This is a genomic window from Bacillus sp. EKM420B, assembly GCF_011065565.1.
GTDB classification, from domain to species: domain Bacteria; phylum Bacillota; class Bacilli; order Bacillales; family Bacillaceae; genus Bacillus; species Bacillus velezensis.
In genome coordinates this window covers 434982-453772 of the sequence record NZ_JAAMNX010000002.1, presented here as the reverse complement: position 1 = coordinate 453772, position 18791 = coordinate 434982, and the positions used below count along the sequence as shown (strand labels likewise).

20 protein-coding genes are annotated in these 18791 nt (G+C 47.6%); 6 read left to right on the top strand and 14 right to left on the bottom strand.

What is annotated here, in order from left to right:
* Nucleotides 1–29: 29 nt before the first annotated feature.
* The 3 genes from G9F48_RS07300 to G9F48_RS07290 form a co-directional block, all read right to left on the bottom strand.
* The gene (locus G9F48_RS07300) at nucleotides 30–719 is read right to left on the bottom strand and encodes a CpsD/CapB family tyrosine-protein kinase (RefSeq protein ID WP_014305982.1); all 690 of its coding nucleotides are present in this window, start codon (nucleotides 717–719) and stop codon (nucleotides 30–32) included.
* Complete coding sequence (locus tag G9F48_RS07295; RefSeq protein WP_165409277.1) at nucleotides 706–1452, bottom strand: YveK family protein; 747 nt, start codon at nucleotides 1450–1452, stop codon at nucleotides 706–708. Before G9F48_RS07295 ends, G9F48_RS07300 begins: the two co-directional genes overlap by 14 nt.
* Before the next feature lie 215 nt (nucleotides 1453–1667).
* The gene (locus G9F48_RS07290; protein WP_003151259.1) at nucleotides 1668–1811 is read right to left on the bottom strand and encodes a hypothetical protein; all 144 of its coding nucleotides are present in this window, start codon (nucleotides 1809–1811) and stop codon (nucleotides 1668–1670) included.
* Between the two features lie 203 nt (nucleotides 1812–2014).
* Here G9F48_RS07290 and G9F48_RS07285 point away from each other — a divergent pair, with 203 nt between their 5' ends.
* Entirely contained in the window at nucleotides 2015–3625 is a 1611-nt protein-coding gene (locus G9F48_RS07285; protein WP_060562454.1) for an SWIM zinc finger family protein, read from the top strand.
* A complete protein-coding gene (locus tag G9F48_RS07280) occupies nucleotides 3612–6386 on the top strand; it encodes a DEAD/DEAH box helicase (RefSeq protein ID WP_165409276.1) in 2775 nt (924 codons plus the stop codon). Before G9F48_RS07285 ends, G9F48_RS07280 begins: the two co-directional genes overlap by 14 nt.
* A gap of 113 nt (nucleotides 6387–6499) precedes the next feature.
* Here G9F48_RS07280 and G9F48_RS07275 read toward each other — a convergent pair whose 3' ends face one another.
* The 4 genes from G9F48_RS07275 to G9F48_RS07260 form a co-directional block, all read right to left on the bottom strand.
* A complete protein-coding gene (locus G9F48_RS07275; protein ID WP_165409275.1) occupies nucleotides 6500–7357 on the bottom strand; it encodes a Cof-type HAD-IIB family hydrolase in 858 nt (285 codons plus the stop codon).
* Nucleotides 7354–8136, bottom strand: a complete 783-nt coding sequence (locus G9F48_RS07270; RefSeq protein ID WP_102422821.1) for a DeoR/GlpR family DNA-binding transcription regulator — start codon at nucleotides 8134–8136, stop codon at nucleotides 7354–7356. The genes G9F48_RS07275 and G9F48_RS07270 overlap by 4 nt, the downstream gene beginning before the upstream one ends.
* A gap of 209 nt (nucleotides 8137–8345) precedes the next feature.
* Nucleotides 8346–8687: a single-stranded DNA-binding protein gene (locus tag G9F48_RS07265; RefSeq protein WP_003151249.1), complete on the bottom strand. Its 342-nt coding sequence runs from the start codon at nucleotides 8685–8687 to the stop codon at nucleotides 8346–8348.
* A 97-nt stretch (nucleotides 8688–8784) separates the two neighbouring features.
* Nucleotides 8785–9138 (bottom strand): hypothetical protein, encoded by a 354-nt coding sequence (locus G9F48_RS07260; protein WP_003151247.1) that lies wholly within the window; start codon nucleotides 9136–9138, stop codon nucleotides 8785–8787.
* A gap of 172 nt (nucleotides 9139–9310) precedes the next feature.
* Between G9F48_RS07260 and G9F48_RS07255 the strand changes: the two genes are divergently transcribed.
* Nucleotides 9311–9721 carry a YwpF-like family protein gene (locus G9F48_RS07255; protein ID WP_003151245.1) on the top strand — a complete coding sequence of 137 codons (411 nt, stop codon included), beginning with the start codon at nucleotides 9311–9313 and terminating at the stop codon, nucleotides 9719–9721.
* A 44-nt stretch (nucleotides 9722–9765) separates the two neighbouring features.
* Here the strand turns inward: G9F48_RS07255 and mscL are convergent, their stop codons facing one another.
* Nucleotides 9766–10161 carry a large conductance mechanosensitive channel protein MscL gene (gene mscL / locus G9F48_RS07250; RefSeq protein ID WP_015418395.1) on the bottom strand — a complete coding sequence of 132 codons (396 nt, stop codon included), beginning with the start codon at nucleotides 10159–10161 and terminating at the stop codon, nucleotides 9766–9768.
* 56 nt (nucleotides 10162–10217) lie between these two features.
* Nucleotides 10218–10643: a 3-hydroxyacyl-ACP dehydratase FabZ gene (gene fabZ / locus G9F48_RS07245; RefSeq protein WP_003151242.1), complete on the bottom strand. Its 426-nt coding sequence runs from the start codon at nucleotides 10641–10643 to the stop codon at nucleotides 10218–10220.
* A gap of 195 nt (nucleotides 10644–10838) precedes the next feature.
* On the opposite strand from fabZ, the gene G9F48_RS07240 reads away from it, so the two are divergent.
* Nucleotides 10839–11903 (top strand): response regulator aspartate phosphatase, encoded by a 1065-nt coding sequence (locus G9F48_RS07240; protein WP_060673909.1) that lies wholly within the window; start codon nucleotides 10839–10841, stop codon nucleotides 11901–11903.
* Nucleotides 11904–11920: 17 nt separating this feature from the next.
* On the opposite strand, the gene G9F48_RS07235 is transcribed toward G9F48_RS07240, so the two are convergent.
* The 4 genes from G9F48_RS07235 to spoIIID all read right to left on the bottom strand — a co-directional run bounded on the left by G9F48_RS07235 (nucleotide 11921) and on the right by spoIIID (nucleotide 15186).
* Nucleotides 11921–12742: a flagellar hook-basal body protein gene (locus G9F48_RS07235; protein ID WP_060674144.1), complete on the bottom strand. Its 822-nt coding sequence runs from the start codon at nucleotides 12740–12742 to the stop codon at nucleotides 11921–11923.
* A gap of 24 nt (nucleotides 12743–12766) precedes the next feature.
* A complete protein-coding gene (locus G9F48_RS07230; RefSeq protein ID WP_007614310.1) occupies nucleotides 12767–13564 on the bottom strand; it encodes a flagellar hook-basal body protein in 798 nt (265 codons plus the stop codon).
* A 159-nt stretch (nucleotides 13565–13723) separates the two neighbouring features.
* Complete coding sequence (gene mbl, locus G9F48_RS07225) at nucleotides 13724–14725, bottom strand: cell shape-determining protein Mbl (RefSeq protein ID WP_003151237.1); 1002 nt, start codon at nucleotides 14723–14725, stop codon at nucleotides 13724–13726.
* A 179-nt stretch (nucleotides 14726–14904) separates the two neighbouring features.
* Nucleotides 14905–15186: a sporulation transcriptional regulator SpoIIID gene (spoIIID, locus tag G9F48_RS07220; protein WP_003151236.1), complete on the bottom strand. Its 282-nt coding sequence runs from the start codon at nucleotides 15184–15186 to the stop codon at nucleotides 14905–14907.
* A 331-nt stretch (nucleotides 15187–15517) separates the two neighbouring features.
* Here spoIIID and G9F48_RS07215 point away from each other — a divergent pair, with 331 nt between their 5' ends.
* A complete protein-coding gene (locus tag G9F48_RS07215) occupies nucleotides 15518–15931 on the top strand; it encodes a MarR family winged helix-turn-helix transcriptional regulator (protein ID WP_165409274.1) in 414 nt (137 codons plus the stop codon).
* A 24-nt stretch (nucleotides 15932–15955) separates the two neighbouring features.
* A complete protein-coding gene (locus G9F48_RS07210) occupies nucleotides 15956–17152 on the top strand; it encodes an MFS transporter (protein WP_024085905.1) in 1197 nt (398 codons plus the stop codon).
* 36 nt (nucleotides 17153–17188) lie between these two features.
* Here the strand turns inward: G9F48_RS07210 and G9F48_RS07205 are convergent, their stop codons facing one another.
* The gene (locus G9F48_RS07205; protein ID WP_060562449.1) at nucleotides 17189–18643 is read right to left on the bottom strand and encodes an NCS1 family nucleobase:cation symporter-1; all 1455 of its coding nucleotides are present in this window, start codon (nucleotides 18641–18643) and stop codon (nucleotides 17189–17191) included.
* Between the last annotated feature and the right edge of the window lie 148 nt (nucleotides 18644–18791).

The window sequence follows — 18791 nt, the reverse complement described above, 5'->3', positions numbered from 1 at the left end:
AAAAAGAATGGACCGCGCCCATTGTGACATTATTGTCCGTAATAGGCGTAGTCCGAATGTTTCGTTTGTTTCTTCCCGTTCATAACGGCCCCAAGGAGCTTGCACGGGCAGTAATCGAGCGCTTCTTTCGCCTTGGCCGCTTTTTCTTTGTCCGTTTTCCCGCTTGAGATCACCATAATGGCCCCGTCAGTGTAGCTGCCTAATATTTTCGTATCGGCTACGGCCAAAACGGGAGGCGTATCCAAAATCACCTTATCATAAACTGCGGCTGCTTCTGACAGAAGATCTTTCATGGCACCCGTCGATAAAAGCTCCGCCGGATTGGGCGGGATCGGCCCGCTCGTTAAAATATCCAGGTTTGCTTCATCAGCCGGCAGGACGGCTTTCTGAAACGGCAGCTGTTTTAACAGCAGCGACGTTAATCCGGTTCCGTTATCCAATTTGAAGGTGAAATGAACCGTCGGTTTGCGCAGATCCGCATCAATTAAAAGCACTTTTTTCCCCTGCTGTGCAAATACGACGGCAAGGTTGGCCGCGGTTGTCGATTTTCCTTCTTCCGGACCGGCGGATGTGATCAAAAGGGACTTCACCTCCGTATCAACGGAAGAAAATTCAATGTTTGTGCGGATCGTGCGATATTGTTCTGAGTTGATGGATTTCGGTTCAGACATCGCAATCACGCTTCGTTTTCCGGGTTTGTCTTTTTTACGCGTCAACATGTCCGCCTCCCGCTTGTTTGGTTTCCGCCATCCTCACGTTTTTGGCAACGCTGTCTTTTGTACTGATTGAAGTAACCGTTCCCAGGATCGGGATGCCGAGCAGCGCTTCCAGCTGTTCTTCCGATTTGATCGTATTATCCAGATGTTCCAGCAAAAAGGCGAGACCGATTCCGCCCAAAAGTCCGGCGGCAAACGCAAGCGCGATGTTCAGCTTACGGTTAGGCTCTGCCGGTGACTGGCTGTCCGACGCTTCGGCCTTTGAAAGGATGCTGACATTATCAACGTTCATGATGGCGGTGATCTTGTCCTGAAAAACGGATGCAACCGCATTTGCCATAACGGCCGCCCGCTTAGCATCCGTATCCCGAACGGCAATCGTCACGACTTGTGAATCCTGCTCGCTGGATACCGTGATTTTCGATTCCAGCTCTTTCGAAGTCATGGACAGATGCAGCTGTTTAATCACCTCATCGAGGATGACCGGGCTTTTGATGATGACATTATACGTGTTGATTAATTGGAGGTTGGTTTGAACGTCATTGAATTGGACTTCTTTTTGATTGTTTTTGGATTGGCTGACCAAAATTTGAGTTGAGTTTTCATAGACCGGCGTAAGAGCGAAGAAACTGATGAGACCGCCTGCGGAAGATGCCGCCGCGGTAATAATAAGTATAAACAGCAGACGCTTTCTCAGTATTGCGAATATTTCCTTTATGCTTGCAGATTCTCCCATATAACCTCCATATCACTTTCCGTGTATTCCCATTCCCTCCAATGATCTTTTCCAATTACGATTATACAGCTTTAAACTGTCATTTCTAACCTTTTCAAATGACAAAATTCGACAAAAATATACAATCACTTCAATCTGTTTTATATTTGTAAGCGCTTTAAACACTGGTGTCACAGGAAGATTAAAAAATCCCGCGGCCAGGAGCCTGCGGGATTTTATGTTGCATATCCATTTTTAATATAAGAAATCAAATTCTCAAGCATTTCTTTTGTGGTCATCTCAGAGGACTGCTCACCGATGTCGTGCGCATGCATTAAAATCTTCAGAAACTCCTCTTGATCTAACTTCGTTTTCTTCATCATTCGTTTCCTTTCGGCTTCCATTAAATTGAAAACAAGATTATTATATGCTGTCGGGTGCTGTTTTGCAATCTCTAATACATCATTCGACACATTCGGGTTTTTATGTCCTTTTTTAGGAAAAACTTTTTCCGGGCCATGTGTTGCGATATAATAGAGGAATTGGAATCTTTTTATTTTGTGACTCGTTAGGAGCGATAATCATGCTTCAGGATATGATTGCTAAAGAAGATGTGCTCGCAGCGGCTGAACAGCTTAAAGAACTTCTTCCTTACAATGAAGACAATGTTCAGCTGATGAAGAAAGCACTCATTTTATATCGGCAGGATTCCGTCTATCGTATACAGGTTCAAACCCCGACAGAGATTTCCGCATATGTGCAGGATGTTGTGCCTGTAAGGGTCACGCTGAACTTATTTTTCATGGTGAAAAGCGGCTGCGCATGCCCGTCTGAGGCGATCTGCCGCCACGTGCTCGCCGTTTTTCTTTACGTATATGCCCAATTCGAGCGGGTCGGTACCTTTACCGAACATTGGCTGGAAAGAGAAAAGCTTGAGGAAAGCAGGGAGCTTGTCCGCCGGCAGTTTCAGGAAAAAGTGCTGCCGAATGAAGAGTCGCTGTCAAGCTGGCTCGCTTTTTTTGATTCGGAATTCTCGCTGTGGGAGGCGCGGACGCCGGCCGGAAGCCAGACGATGCAGGGCCTTTATTACGGCTATCTGTCAGCGCTCAAAAAACACGCCCCGAAAAAACCCGAGCTTAAAAGCTTATATCAGATTCATTCGGCGCTTGCCGTCTGGCTTCACATGTTCACTTTGATTGAGTCAGGCAGATTGGATGCCGAAAAAGATTATTACAGCATTAATCCATACGTGGAACAGCTGATGGATACGATTTATTCCTCCATTGACAGACTGAAAACGTACGCCTTGTCTTTTTCACTCGATCCTTTTTTAGACCGGACGCCCCCGGTGCTCCGCAGACTGCTTGTGAAAGAAGAGCTTTTTCAATACGAACGCCTCCGGGTATTCGGTGAAATGTGGAGCGCGCTTTTGAACCGGCCGAAATGGGTCGCGCGTGAACAGGAGATTCTCGAACAGGAAAGCGGGCGCCGTTTTTCGCCGGAAGTGCGGTTCGGACGGCTTCATCTGGCCTTTTTGCAAAAAGATGATGAAGCGGTCTTTGAAGATATATCCCGCTTCCCTCCTGAAGCGCTGCCGTACACCTTTCAATGGCTCGGTGAACTCACCGCGAAAAAAGACTGGAAACGGCTGAAAACATGGTATGGCCGGATCGAACCGCTTGCCGTGAACTATACGAAGCTTGATAAGCCGTTTAAAGAAATGCGCGACATCATCGGAGAGCTGTTTGCGCTGTTGGCGGATTATGCGCGGCACTCACGGGATGATCAGCTGTTTGAACGGTTTGCTTCCGGCTGCCTTCCCTATACCTTTACCGAATACAGCCAGTACCTGTACGAAAAACGGCGGTACGCGGAATGGGTGGAGATTCACAGCCTCGTCGGTTTTTCCGTCTGGGAAATTGAAAAGGACATCCTGAAGGAAATTGCCGCCAGTGATCCGGAAGCGCTCATCCCCTCCTATCACCGGGCGGCGGCCTTTTTTATCGACCAAAAAAACCGCAGCGCCTATAAAGAGGCTGCGCGCCATCTGAAAAAACTGCGGACGCTTTATAAAAAGGCAAAAAAACAGCAGGTTTGGGAGCGGTATATCAGCCGGCTGAGCGCAAGCTACAAGAGGCTGCGCGCCCTTCAAGAAGAATTGCAGAAAGGAAAGTTGATTGATGGCGAGTCTTAAGGAAATTTTCATTCATGTAGAACAAATGGAAGATTGGACATTTACGCTGTCAAGCCATGATGAGAAGGAGCAGCCGCTTACTCTCAGTCAGATGAAGACTCATTTGTTCCAATGGCATGAGTCCACCTTTTACGGAACGTTTCTTGAAGACGTCAGCTTCATCGGCACTCCGGCCGTTCTGCTCAGCCCGTGGATGACCGTCGAGCTGCTTGGAAAAAACTCGTTCAATTCATTCAGCACCGTGCAGCTGACAAAGGAAACGGAACCGTTAATCGAAGCGGCTTCGACGATATACGAATTTATTGCCGACGGCGATTTTCTTCCGGATTATGACGCATGGCAAAATGGCGTCCTGCGCTTCAAAGACCGCGAGCTTTTGCTGGAAGGCTTTACGGCAGACTGGTTCTCAGCCGCGGTACAGGACTACATTCAGTACAATGATGACCTGCTGGAAAAATGGCGGCGGATCGAAACCCGTTCGCCGGCCGTTCATACGTTTAAAGGCTCCTTTTTGGATGAAGATGATTTTCTCGAGGGAATCGGCTGGCATGACGATCTGACGCCGTTTACCGTCGGGCTCCGATTAAACGAGCCTGATTTCGACGGTGACGACTGGAAAATCGAGATGTTTTTACGTGAGAAAAAAACCGGCTCCATCACCTTTTTCGACGGATTGAAGGGTCTGAAAAAAGCGTGGCAGGCATACAGCGGAAAAATCGCGCGCGAACAGGACCGCTTCCGCAGAACGGTTCCCTGGCTTTCGTTTGATTCAGGAACGACGCTGATCTCTGAAGAAGAGGCTTGGATCTTCTTATCGGAAGCGAGTGAGACGCTTGTCGATATGGGTGTGGAGATTCTTCTCCCATCATGGTGGCAGATTGTCCGGGACAGCAATATGATGCTCAAGGCGAAAGTGTCATCCTCCCCGCGGGGCGAGTCCTTCGTCGGCATGAACGCTCTGCTTGATTTCAACTGGAGATTCGCCACAAACGGAATTGAGCTGACAGAGGATGAATTCAATGAGCTTGTCGCAAACAACAGACGTCTCGTCAACATCCGCGGCCAATGGGTGAAAATTGATCCGCAATTTATTAAACAGATGAAAATACTGATGGAAAAAGCGGAATCTGAGGGCCTCCACATGTCCGACGTGCTGGCGCGCGAACTGATGGATCACGGGGAAAACGGAGCCGAGGACACGGACATCATTGACTCATCGGCATTTGCCGGGATCAAGATCGAATTATCAAAGCATCTCAGAAGCCTGATCCGCAAACTGACGGATGCCGGGGATCTGCCGGAGCATGAAGTCAGCGCCGCGTTTCAGGGCCAGCTCCGCCCTTATCAGATGTACGGCATGAACTGGCTTCTGTTTTTACGGGAAAACGGCTTCGGCGCCTGTCTCGCAGATGACATGGGACTTGGAAAGACGATTCAGATGATCGCTTATTTTCTCCATGTGAAGGAAAGCGGCCGGCAAAAAGCGCCTGCCTTAATCATTGCGCCGACATCGGTGCTCGGCAACTGGCAGCGTGAGCTCCAGACCTTCGCGCCGCAGCTGAAGGCCGTGCTTCATTACGGCCCCCGCAGGCCGAAGGGGGAAGCATTTGTCCCGGCCTATCAGGACGCGGATGTCGTTCTTACTTCTTACGGCCTCTCGCACGCCGATCAGGAAGAGCTTTCTTCCGTGACATGGAGCACCATCTGCCTTGATGAAGCGCAAAATATTAAAAACGCGCATACGAAGCAGTCCCGCGCAATCAGAAATCTGAAAGGCGTCCATCATATCGCGCTGAGCGGAACACCGATGGAAAACCGCCTGACAGAGCTTTGGTCGATCTTTGATTTTATGAACAAAGGCTATCTCGGCAGTCTGACCGGCTTTCATAAACGCTATGTGCTGCCGATTGAAAAAGACCGTGACGAAAAAAGAATCAACCAGCTTCAGCAGTTAATCCGGCCGTTTTTACTGCGCCGGACAAAACGGGATGAAGAAGTGGCGCTTAATCTTCCTGACAAGCTGGAACAAAAAGAGTTTATCCCGCTCTCAGCCGAACAGGCATCCCTTTATGAACAGCTTGTCAAAGATACATTTGAACATATGGCTTCTCTGACCGGGATGCAGCGGAAAGCGCTGATTCTGAGCATGCTCGGCCGCTTGAAGCAAATATGCGACCATCCTGCGCTCTATTTGAAGGAAGAACAGACAGAGCTGTTAAACGGGAGATCCGTCAAACTGGAAAAGCTGCTTGACTTAATGGCGGCGATCCGCGGACAAGGGGAAAGCTGCCTCATTTTCACCCAATACATTCAGATGGGCAACATGATGAAGCGCCTCCTGGAAAAAACATTCGGAGAACCGGTTCAGTTTTTAAACGGCAGCCTGTCCAAGCAGGAACGCGATTCTCTCGTCGAACGGTTCCAGAAGAAAGAATACCCGACGCTGATTTTGTCACTGAAAGCGGGCGGAACCGGCCTGAATCTGACGGCTGCCAATCATGTCATTCACTATGACAGGTGGTGGAATCCGGCGGTGGAAAACCAGGCGACCGACCGCGCCTACCGAATCGGCCAGGAACGGTTTGTCCACGTTCACAAACTCATTACGACGGGAACGATTGAAGAAAAAATTGATGCCATGCTCGAAACGAAACAAACGCTGAACGATCAGATTATCCAAAGTGAAAATTGGATTACCGAGCTGTCATCCGATGAGCTTGAAGAATTATTCACCCTCAGCGCATCGGCGCAATCACATTAAACGCAAAAAGACCGGCTCTCTCGGGAAGAGCCGGTCTTTTATGTCGTCCTTACTGTTACGCCGCATTTGCCATGAATGCGTCACGCCAGTCATGAACAGTATCGCCATACTTTTCACAGTAAATTCCTGATCATATACGCAACGCCGTTTTGATCATTTGTCAGAGTAACGGCATCAGCGATCTCTTTAATATCTTCTCTCGCATTCCCCATCGCTATGCCTTTCCCGGCCGCCTGAAGCATTGAATAGTCATTTAAGCTGTCACCGACCGCGGCGGTTTCAGCCATCGGAATGCCGAGCTTTTGCGCCAGCCGTTTGAGCGCCTGCCCTTTAGAGGCGTTTCGAGACGCCAGTTCAAAGTTGTGATCGGCAGAGCTGACAAGGGTGAGATCTTTCTGACCGCTGAATCGGTCCCAGCCCGCTTTCAGCTTCCGCTGATCAAACGAAAATCCGAGAATATTATAAAAATCCAGATGCTCTTCTTTCTCAAAGAGCTCACGGTATGAATGAATGTAAGCAAAGCCGGACTGGCTGTATTGCACTGAAGCCGCCTGTTCCAAAACAGAAAGATCGGTTTCCGGATTGGCGCTTTTCACCCGGTCCATTTCGATATCGAGCAGCTGCCTGCCGGTTTCAGGCGTATAGATAGCTTTGTTTGTAAACACCTCATAATAATATTGATTCTCTTCAAGCCATGACAAAATGCCGCGGGCTCTTGATTCTTCAATCGCTTCACAGTGGTACAGGCTGCCGTCAGGAGCATGAATGGCGGCTCCGTTTGCGCTGATAATCCATGTTTTTATGCCGAGCGGTTCAAATATGGAGTGCACATCAAAATGCGCGCGTCCAGTGGAAACCACGATTTCAATTCCCGCTTGCCGGGCTTCCCTTAAAGCCCGCTTGTTTTCATCGCTTACTTGATGACTGCTGTTCAGCAGTGTGCCGTCCAGATCTATGGCAATCAGTTTCACATGTCCTCATCCTCTTCTTCAGATTCAGTTACAAGCAATTCTACGCCGTGCCGGTCGAGCAGATCGCAAAAATCCTGATCAGGCAGCCGATCGGTAATCAGCAGGTCAACCTCGTGCAGGTCTGCATACTGATAAAAACTCGTACGGCCAAGCTTCGAGTGATCGCTCAGCGCAATCACCTGTTCAGCCTGTCGGATCATTTTACGCTTTACCATGCCGTCTTCTTCATGCGGAATCGTCAGGCCGTTTTCCGAGATGCCGACAACGCCGATCAGCACCTTATCAGCGTGATAATCCCCCAGTTTTTCTACGACGGAAGCCCCGTATAAAAACCGGTGTTCCTTCTGGAGCTTTCCGCCGAGCAGGTGAATATCAATTCCCTCTTTTGCGGAAAGGATATCGGCCTGATTGATCGAATTTGTAATAACAGTGCAGCCGGTGACATTTATATGCTCCGCGCAGGCCTGAACGGTTGTCGAGGTGTCCAGGATGATCCGGTCTCCTTTATGGATCAGGGATGCGGCCAGCTTGCCGATTTTGTTTTTCTCTTCAGAAACGGTTTTCAGCCGGCCCGAATAGCCTGGAACTTCCTGATTCACCGACGGCAGAATCGCGCCGCCCCGTGTTCTGATAATGGCCCCTCGCTCTTTCAGCTTTACAAGATCCCTTCTTGCGGTATCTCTTGAAATATGAAGCAGCGAACATATCTGTTCAGCGGTGATCCGCCGATGCTGTTTCAAATATTCCATTATCGCAATCAGTCTTTCTTCTTGATACACGTCCTCATTCCCTTTTTTCGTCACTTATCTGTAAGTAATTATAAGTTTTTATCCCAATATATTCAATGTTTTTAAGTATTTATAAGCAAAATCACTTCTTTTTAACCATTTTTCAGCACCCGCACAAAAAAACCAGTCTTTCGACTGGCGAGTGGGAAGGAGGTATTGCGGGGCCCGCTGAAAGGCGGGAAATCGAGGAAAAAAGCATGCTATTCAGCCAGCGGCTCTTTCCGTTTCTGATCCATAAACCGAACGGTATCAGCCATGACCTCGGTCACATAAACTTTTACGCCGTCTGTCTTTTCATAGCTTCTCGTCTGGATTCTGCCGCTTACACCGACCATTGACCCTTTTTGGCAGTACAATGCCGTGTTTTCAGCGTTTTTTCTCCAGATGGTGCAGTTGACGAAGTCGGTTCCGGTTTCACCCGACGCGCTTTTAAAATTGCGGTTTACCGCCAACGTAATATGCGCGACGGGAATGCCCGCTGATGTAAAACGGAGCTCCGGATCTTTCGTCAGCCGGCCGACAAGCATAACGTGGTTAAACAAGCCGTATCCTCCTCTCTTTTTCGAGGCTGGCTTCATTGTAGTACAAGGGCTCATGAAAGCAAAAAGCGGAAAAAGCCGTTATCCGTTTAGGCTGCTTTTATGTTTTTGTTTTTCTTTCTGATAAAAAAAACTTTTGTTTTTGACCGCTTATGTAATATGTATTTTTGAGCAGCCGCGAGAAAAGTTTCGTTTTGAGCCAGTCTTTCTCAAACATGCGGACAAACTTTCCGCCGTCCCATGCGAACCAGTAAAAACTCAGCTTTTTATCAGTCAGTGAAAGCTGAATTTTATACTGTTCCATGCGGTCTTTTGTTTCATATAAAAAGACGACATTTCCCCTTCTGTTAAGATGCACCTCACAATCTTCCTTTTTGCATACCAAGTAGGAATGATCGTCTTTTCGCCTTGAACCGTCTTCTATATAGATTTCCTTCAGGCGCAATTGATTCATAAGCATCTCTCCATGACCATATTCTTTTACATTATAATGAAAAAATAGAAATGATTAAATGTTGACCGCCTACAAAAATGATGAAGCATGTCTTACAGCATTTTCCCGGGAAAAATGATATGTGTTATAATAAATGAACGAAAAACATGGACAACAGGGGTGAAAATAAGAGATGAAAACCTTTAAACTGGTTGATCTGAATGTGGAACGTTTAGATAAAGACGATCAGCCGATTGAACAGTTTCCCCTTTTAGACGGATTGATTATCAACAAAGAGGACGGAGAAAATCACTGGTTAATTGAAGCACTGGTCCCGGCCGAACACTTTTCTTTTTTTGACATGCTGATGAAAAGCCAGAAAGAAGCGAAGGTGTTTGTAACGATTACGAAAAAAAGCAACCGCCCCGCCCAGCTGACGGGAAGCATCAAAAATATCGTGGAGCTGGAAAAGAGTATACAAGTTTTAATTTACGGTCAAATGGTGTCAAGAAACCACCCCGGATCAGAAAGCATTCTGGAGTCGCTCGTAAAAGAAGGCTACTCGGGCAGCCGGCTGATTGAAGCGTTTAAACAAAAATTATAATCATAAAAAAGGCCGGACGTTAATCATCCAGCCTTTTTTGTGCCCTAGTCATTGTGAGGAGCCCGCTGTTTCAGCAGATCTCTGATTTCAGTCAGCAGTTCTGTCTGCTGATCTGTGTCTTCTGCTTCTTCAGCCTCTTCTTCTGCTTCTTTTTTACGTCTCAGCTTGCCTATTGTGCGGATCACGATAAAGATAGAAAATGAAATAATGAAGAAGTTCACAATCGTTTGAATGAAGCTTCCGTACTTGATATGGGCATCGCCGAATGTCACCGCCAGCCCTGAAAAATCAAGACCGCCAAGAAGCAGGCCGACAAGCGGCATGATGATGTCTTCAACGAGCGACGTCACAATTTTGCCGAAAGCGCCGCCGATGACGACACCGATTGCCAGATCCATGATATTGCCCCGCATCGCAAAGCTTTTAAATTCTGACCACATTACATTCACCCCTTTCTATACAAAATGGGCTTTTTTATAAGCCCATCTGTTTGTTTTTATTCTCCGAGCGCAAAGGTTAATTCAGCTTCACACACGAGCTCGCCGTCAACTTTGGCAACGCCTTTTCCGCGTCCGATCGTACCGCGTGCACGTGTAATGTCCACTTCAAGCTCCAGCTTGTCACCCGGTTTTACCTGCTTTTTGAAACGGCAGTTATCAATCCCCGCAAAAAACGCGAGTCTGCCCCGGTTTTCTTCTTTAATCAGCATCGCCACAGCTCCGACCTGCGCCAAAGCCTCTACGATTAATACGCCCGGCATAACAGGGTATTCAGGAAAATGGCCGTTGAAAAAATCTTCATTCGCCGTCACATTTTTATATCCCGCCGCCCGTTTTCCTTCTTCGACTTCCGTAATTCTGTCTACCAGAAGAAACGGATAGCGATGGGGAATAATTTCTTTAATTTGCTGAGTATCAAGCATTCTCTTGACATCTCCTTCATCGACAATAGTATGTATAGAAGGTATAAGTGGTAACCAATCTGTACATTTGGAAGTATATTATGAATCAATTTCTTTTTCAACCGCGCTGTAAACTGTAACCAGCTGGCAATGAGCCTCGTCCATTAATGTGTTATGATAAATAAAGATTTTTACCCTATGCAAAGAGGTTGGAAGATGATTGCTAAGTTTACTGAAAAACGCACGCTGGTGATGCTGAATGAATGGTATGACGCCATGGGAAAACGCCAATTCGATCTAGCCCGTTCCCTTCACGAACAAATCAATCAGCATCTCCCCAAATTACAAAAGAATGCAAAGCTCAATCTCAGATATCAGCTGTTTTTCGCACGGTTTCAGCTGCTGTTTGAGAAAAAAGACGGTCTGACTAAATTGTTCTGCGAGCTGAAGCGGCGCAAAGATGAGATGGATCATGAATTAACTTATTATTTCTATTTTTTCAAAGGGTTATTCCATATGGTGAATGGCGCTCCGAACCGTGCTGTCTGCCGCTTTAAAGAAGCTGAACAGTACCTGCCGGCCATTCAGGACCGTTTCGAAGCCGCTGAATTTTATTATAAAACAGCGGGTGCATATTACATGATGAAGTCGCCTGCGCTCTCCATTCAATATGTCAATAAAGCGCTGGAAATCTATCAAGGTGAATTCGGCTACATCAAAAAAACGCTCAGCTGTCGGCTGCTTCTCGCCGTGAATTACATAGACGAGGCACGCTATGAAGACGCAGAACAGCTCTTTAATGAATCCATAAAGATAACGGACCGGATCAATGACAATAACCTGCTGTGCCACGCCTATTATAATTTTGGTTTTTTAAAGACCGCCCAGAAAAAAGATAAAGAGGCCCTCCCTTTTTACAAAAAGGTATTGGGCAATCAGCGTTTCGAGAAAGAGTCTCCCGTTTCCTACCTGCATTGTGTATACGAAGCGGTCAGAGCACTTTTTAAAACCGGATATGCCGCCGAAGGACAAACCGTGCTGCAGAAAGGTTTATACATATCTGAAAAAGTGCAGAACAAGATTATGAAATTGAAGCTGACCGCGCTCAACATACTGTACACCGCTCAGGAGGACCCGTACGACCGATTGCAGAAGCTCGTGCTGGAGCTGCAGAAAATTGAAGCGTGGGTGGATTTGGAAGTGCTGCTTCAGGATATTACTGATTACTACAAAAAAAAGGGCGATTTTGAGAAAGCCGCATTTTTTATCATGCGCGGCTGATCAAAACGCCCCTTCTTTTATCTGACTGAGTTGATTAAGCCCAGCATTTGGTCTCCCAATGTAATCGTGCGGCTGTTCAGCTGATAGGAACGCTGAGACACGATTAAGTCGGTCATTTCTTTTGACATATCGACATTTGAACTTTCAAGCGCGCCCTGCTCCATGCCGATTGCCTGCCGGTTTGCGCCGGTAAGCTCTTCAATCGCTGAAGCCCCCGCTCCGTTTACGGAAAACAGATTATCCCCTTCCGCATGAAGCGCCTGAGGATTATTGACATTGACGACACCGAGATTAAACGTCTGCGAGCGGGTTCCTGCCGGGTCTGAAGCAGTCAGCGTTCCGGTTTTGCTGATTTTCAGCTGATTCAGCGAACTGTCAATTTGTATGGGCTGGCCGTTCTCATCGAGAATGGGATTGCCTCCCGCTGTCATCAGCTGAAGCAGCCGGTCATTTCCGCCGGCCGGCTTGAGGGAAAGTGAGCCGTCCCTTGTATACACCCGCCGTCCGTCCGCTTCTGCCTGAAGATATTGATAAGGTGATGTGAACGCGATATCAAGGTCACGGTCGGTTTTTTTGATGCTTCCCTGCCCTGAGTCCAGCTGCGGAGTCATGACCGTTCCGGCGCCGAGACGCAGGCCGGGCGGCGTTTTCCGCATGTTCGGCGAATTTTCCTTTTTGTCATCTATATGGTCATACTGCTGTCTGATCAGCTCGGAAAAGCGGGAGTCCCTCGCTTTATAGCCTGTCGTATCACTGTTTGAAAGGTTGCTGCTGACTGTATCCATCTGCTGCTGAAGCTGATTTAAGGCTGTTGAAGCCGTCAGCATTGATCTGAGCATCATAATTGAACGTCCCCCATTTTGTTACACTTTGCCGATTTCATTTGCGGCTTTATCCATGCTTTTATCGTAAGCCTGAATGACTTTCTGATTGGCTTCAAATGATCTGTATGCTTCCGTCATTTCTGTATACGTGCTCGTCACGTCCACGTTCGAAAGCTCCGAGACGCCTTGCTTTAATGAATACGAGACCTGGGGATTCGCCGCCGCGCTCGGCAGTTCAGAGCCGTCGGCCGTGCTGTATAGGTCATTGCCGTCCCGTTTCAGATTGCGCACGTCTTCTTCCATTCTGATGTCAATCTGCCCCGCCGGCCGGCCGTTTGTCGTGACCGTTCCGTTTTCTGATACGGTGAATTTTTCATTGTCGACTGTAATCGGCTGTCCGTTTGTTGATAAAACAAGGTTTCCGTTTATCGTAAGCTGATTGTTTTCATTTAATGAGAAAGTGCTGCTTTTTGAATAGCGGACGCCGCCCGCGGTCTGCACGGGATAAAACAGCTCGGCGTTTTCATTCGTTTCGGCATTCTTGGGAACCTGATTCTCCATAAGCGCGATATCGGTCGGCTGATCGGTCGTTTTCAGGCTTCCCTGCGTAAACAACGGTTTCAGCTCCTGCATGTATACACCTGTGTTGACGGAACCGATTTTCGTTTTTTTGTCGCCTTCTATTCGGCTCAGAAGCATCTCGGGAAAGGCGCGGATTGAACCTTGATCCTCTTTGTATCCTGACGTATTCGCGTTTGCGATGTTATTTGACAGCATTTCCGTTCTTCTCTGCTGTGTAATCATTGCGGACGTTGCGGTATATAATCCTTTTAACAAGTCTTCCACCTCTGAAATAGCATTATTTCCAGTTGCCTCACCGGAACATTTGTTCTATAATGAAAATCAGCATTTTTTCTTATTATCGGATTTACATTCCCGTTCGTGAAGGGTTTGACAGAAAAAAACCCCATTCTTTTTCAGAATGAGGTTTTATCATCAGCTCAGTTTGCGTTTTGGAAGCTTGTCCATGTTATCCAGCATGACGCCGGTTCCGACCGCAACACAATCCATCGGGTTCTCAGCGACAAGAACAGGCACCCTCAGCTCTTCGGCAAGAAGCTGGTCAAGCCCGTTTAACAGCGCTCCCCCGCCGGTAATGATAACGCCGCGGTCGATGATGTCAGCGGACAATTCAGGCGGTGTTCTTTCAAGAACCTGCTTGGCGGCCTGCACAATGACGGCAACTGATTCACGAAGGGCTTCTTCCACTTCTTTGCTGTTTACTGTAATCGTTCTCGGCAGACCGGAAACCATGTCACGGCCGCGGATGGTGATTTCTTCATGACGTGCGTCTGGGAAAACCGTTGCGACCTTCACCTTAATATCTTCAGCGGTACGTTCACCGATCAGCAGCTTATACTCGCGTTTGATATAATTTAAGATTTCCATGTCAAACTTGTCCCCAGCCATCTTAATAGAAGAGGAGGTGACAATATCGCCCATAGAAATAACTGCGATATCTGTCGTACCGCCTCCGATGTCAACAACCATGTTACCGCTCGGCTGGAAGATTTCCATACCCGCGCCGATAGCGGCAACTTTCGGTTCTTCTTCAAGGTACACATGCTTTCCGCCGCTTTTTTCAGCTGCTTCTTTAATCGCTTTTTGCTCAACGGACGTAATATTCGTCGGGCAGCAGATCAGCATGCGCGGTTTTGAGAAAAGTCCTTTTACATTCAGCTTATTTATGAAATGTTTCAGCATGGCTTCAGTTACTTCGAAGTCTGCGATTACGCCGTCTTTCAGCGGACGGATCGCAACAATATTCCCAGGTGTACGTCCAACCATTCGTCTGGCTTCTTCACCGACAGCCAGCACTTTGCCGCTGTTTTTATCAAGTGCCACAACGGAAGGCTCATTCAGAACAATTCCTTTTCCTTTTACATGGATCAGTACATTTGCAGTACCGAGGTCAATTCCAATATCCCTTGCAAACATCTATTTATATCCTCCTTGATATCTGTTTCACAGTAAAATATCCACATTGTGCCCTAATTATATATATTATCATAATTTATCAAAAAAAAGCTGCTGAACGATATAAGTTCTTGACAAAATTTTGCGGATATTCGCGAAACCGCCCGGAGGAGAAAAAAGGGCCCGGCAGACGTCAGGCGCTACGGCTGCTGAACGGGCTCCCCTTCAAGAATTTCATCCTTCTTGTACTTTAATTTCGTCGCCTCGCCCCCCCTTAAATGTCTGATGGATTTATGATAATCGAGTATTTCTTTTACTTCATTCGCCAAGTCAGGATTGATTTCAGGCAGGCGTTCTGTCAGATCTTTGTGTACGGTACTTTTGGAAACACCAAACTCTTTCGCAATGACACGAACGGTTTTTTTCGTCTCCACGATATACTTACCAATCTTGATTGTTCGCTCTTTGATGTAATCGTGCACACCACTCGACCTCCCCAGTTGGATGTGAGAAGTGTGAAATGAGATCCGTATTCTGTAACAGATTCACTGATGATGCAGCTTCTTCGTTGTCCGATTATATAAGAAGGTTTTAGAAATATGCCCACGATCCCTCACCTCAAACACTCTCTTTGATAGGTTTGTAACAGTGTATTAGCAATGAATTGGGAATATGCTAAAAACTCAATAAGGACAAGGGGCGGGTCATAATTTTCTGCTTTTTGAACGGGGGGTTTACATCCGCGCGATCCTGCTGTAGAATGAAACAGCACAATTAGTTACTTAGGTAAGTTTTTTGAAAAGGAGAACGGAAATGATCCACGTCAACAGACGCCTCATTCATCAAATCAATCAATGCGCCCGCCTGATTACGAAGAAAGCCAATGAACGGCTGGAACCATTCGGCCTGTACTCCTCTCAATGGTCAATCCTATATTGCTTAAAAACGATCGGGCCGATGACCCAAAAAGAAATCTGGTCCTATCTGAACGTAGAGGCGCCGACCGTTACCAGAACGATCAAACGCCTTGAAGATAACGGCTGGATTCAGCGGGAACAGGGAGAAGACAAGCGGGAAAAGCTCGTCGTCCTGACGAAGGAAGCTGAATTGAAATACAACAGCATCAATCAAGAGATGCTGAAGTTCGAGGAAGACATGCTTGCGGATTTCCAAGATGGAGATAAGGAAGCTTTTTCTGAGTTTCTGAATGTGTTTTTAACGAAATAATAAAGAAAGGGAAGTGCTGTACTTTTGAGTAAATCTGACTCGATCTGGACCAAAGATTTTATTATGGTCGTACTCGTGAATTTATTTGTCTTTGTGTTCTTTTATACATTTTTGGCCGTGCTGCCTATCTATATGATTCAGGAGCTTGGCGGCAGTGAATCGCAAGGAGGGCTTTTGATCAGCCTGTTCCTGTTATCTGCTATTATCACCCGTCCTTTTTCAGGGGCGATTATTGAACGGTTCGGCAAGAAAAGAATGACGATTGTATCTCTGGCGCTGTTCGCCCTGTCTTCTTATCTGTATTTGCCGATACACAATTTCTATCTGCTGCTCGGACTGCGTTTTTTCCAAGGCATCTGGTTCAGCATTTTAACGACGGTCACGGGCGCAATTGCCGCTGACCTTATTCCCGCCAAGCGGCGCGGCGAAGGGCTCGGTTATTTCGCGATGTCTATGAACCTTGCCATGGCGATCGGTCCGTTTCTCGGACTGAGCCTTGTGAAAGTCATATCGTTCCCGGTGTTCTTTACGCTTTTTGCCGTATTTGTTTCTTTAGGCTTGCTGATTGCTTTTATGATTCGTGTGCCGGATCAAAACAACAGCGGAACGACTGTCTTCCGTTTTTCTTTCTCCGACATGTTTGAAAAAGGCGCGCTTAAAATCGCGATTGTCGGGTTGTCCATTTCTTTCTGTTATTCAAGTGTGACTTCATATTTATCCGTTTATGCAAAGACGATCCACCTGTTGGATGTCAGCGGCTATTTCTTCGTCTGTTTCGCCGTGACGATGATGGCCGCACGTCCTTTCACAGGAAAGCTGTTTGACAGAGTGGGGCCGGGAATCGTCATCTATCCGTCGATTATCGTGTTCTCCGCGGGGCTTTGCATGCTGGCGATGACAAACAGCGCCCTCATGCTTCTCTTGTCCGGTGCCGTAATCGGTCTCGGATACGGCTCTATCGTACCGTGTATGCAGACGCTGGCGATTCAGAATTCGCCCGGACACCGTTCAGGCTTTGCGACGGCTACCTTCTTCACTTTCTTTGACAGCGGGATTGCCGGCGGGTCATATGTATTCGGCCTCTTCGTCGCTTCGGCCGGATTCCATTCGATTTATCTGGCAGCGGGGCTGTTCGTCCTGATTGCTTTGCTCCTGTATGGCTGGAGCCAGAAAAAAAGAACGCCGCTTGAAGCGGACGGAAACGTTTCAATCGCAGACTGATATGACAAAAAGCCGGGGGGCAGCCCCCGGCTTTTTTTATTCGGCCGCTCTTTCCCGCACGATTCGCCCCTCCGCTTTTGCATAAGGAGGATGAATGTACATAAGCGCCGTATAACCGAGACATGATAAAATGACACCCGCAAACCAGGAAATATCATAGATGCCGGCGAACGCCGGGACGTACATCCCGATTAAAGAAATAAACGCGCCGAGAAAGGTCGCGGCAAAGGCCCGGTAATTATAGCCTTTGTAATAAGTGTACTGTCCGGTTTCCGAATAAAGGTCTTCAACTGAGAGCTGCCTTTTTCTGATGATAAAATAATCAGCCATCATCACCCCGGCCACCGGTCCGAGCATCCCGCCGATGAGTCCGAGAAACGCATATACATTCGTGGCGCTCTCCATCAGCTTCCACGGTATTGTGAACAGAGCCAAAACGGCGGTCAAATACCCTCCCCTTCTGAATGTAATATACTTCGGCAGGACATTCGCCAAGTCATAGGCCGGTGACACGATGTTTGCCGCCACGTTAACCGAGACGGCGGCGATGCAAAGTGTGATGACCGAAAGAGCGATGACGAAAGGATTATCAAACCGGGCCAAAATCTCCACCACATCCCAAATCGGTTCTCCGAATGCTACCTGTGATCCGGATGTCACCGTGATGCTTGCAAACGCAAACAGCGCAAATGTTCCCGGCAGCCCGTAAAACTGGCCGCGAATCTGTTCTTTTTGCGACGCGGCGAACCGGGTGAAGTCAGGGATATTCAGGATCAGCGTCGCCCATATTCCGATAATTCCCGTCACTCCGGCGGCGAACGGCCAAAACGTTTCAGAAAAGGTATGGAACTTTCCCGGCTGTGAGTAAATCGGACCGAGCCCGCCGGCAATATCTATCGCCCACCAGACCATGCCGCCGAAGACGAGATATACAAGCGGGCCCGCCCACACTTCAAATTTTTTGATCGATTCCATGCCGTGCCGCAGCACAAGCAGATGAATGCCCCAAAAGAAAATGAACGACAGAAAGCCCGGCAGATGAAGCCCGAATATATTCCAATCTCCGCCGAGACTCCCCCAGCCCGGCCATATGTTCAAAAGCAGAATGTGTAAAGCCGTGCTCCCGGCAAATGTTTGAATTCCGAGCCACATGATGGCTGTAAACGCCCTGAGAAGCGCCGGAATGTTAGCGCCGTATATTCCGTAAGAAGCCCTGATAATGACCGGAAAAGGCAGGCCGTATTTCGTTCCGGCATGGCCGTTCAAGGCCAAAGCGGCGAACAAAATCAGTGACGCCGTCACGATAATGGCGAGCACCTGCCACGGAGAAAGGCCGATCGCAATGAGCCCGCCCACAGTCGCGTAGGTCGGGATATTATGAATACACCCCATCCAGATGGATGCAAAATTCACTGCTTTCCATGTCCGTTCGCCGTCTTCTAAAGGCAGTAAATCTTTGTTGCTTAGCCGATCACTCATTGTTTTTTTCATTTTCTCCCTCCCACATGTGCGTTTTCCTTACATCACATGTGAAAAAATATAACTGAAAATTCCGTGAATAACATTGGTCGCTGTCGACAATAATCGTTTTGATTTTTGAGCATATTACACAAAAAGAGACGGGGAGAGCCCGTCTCTT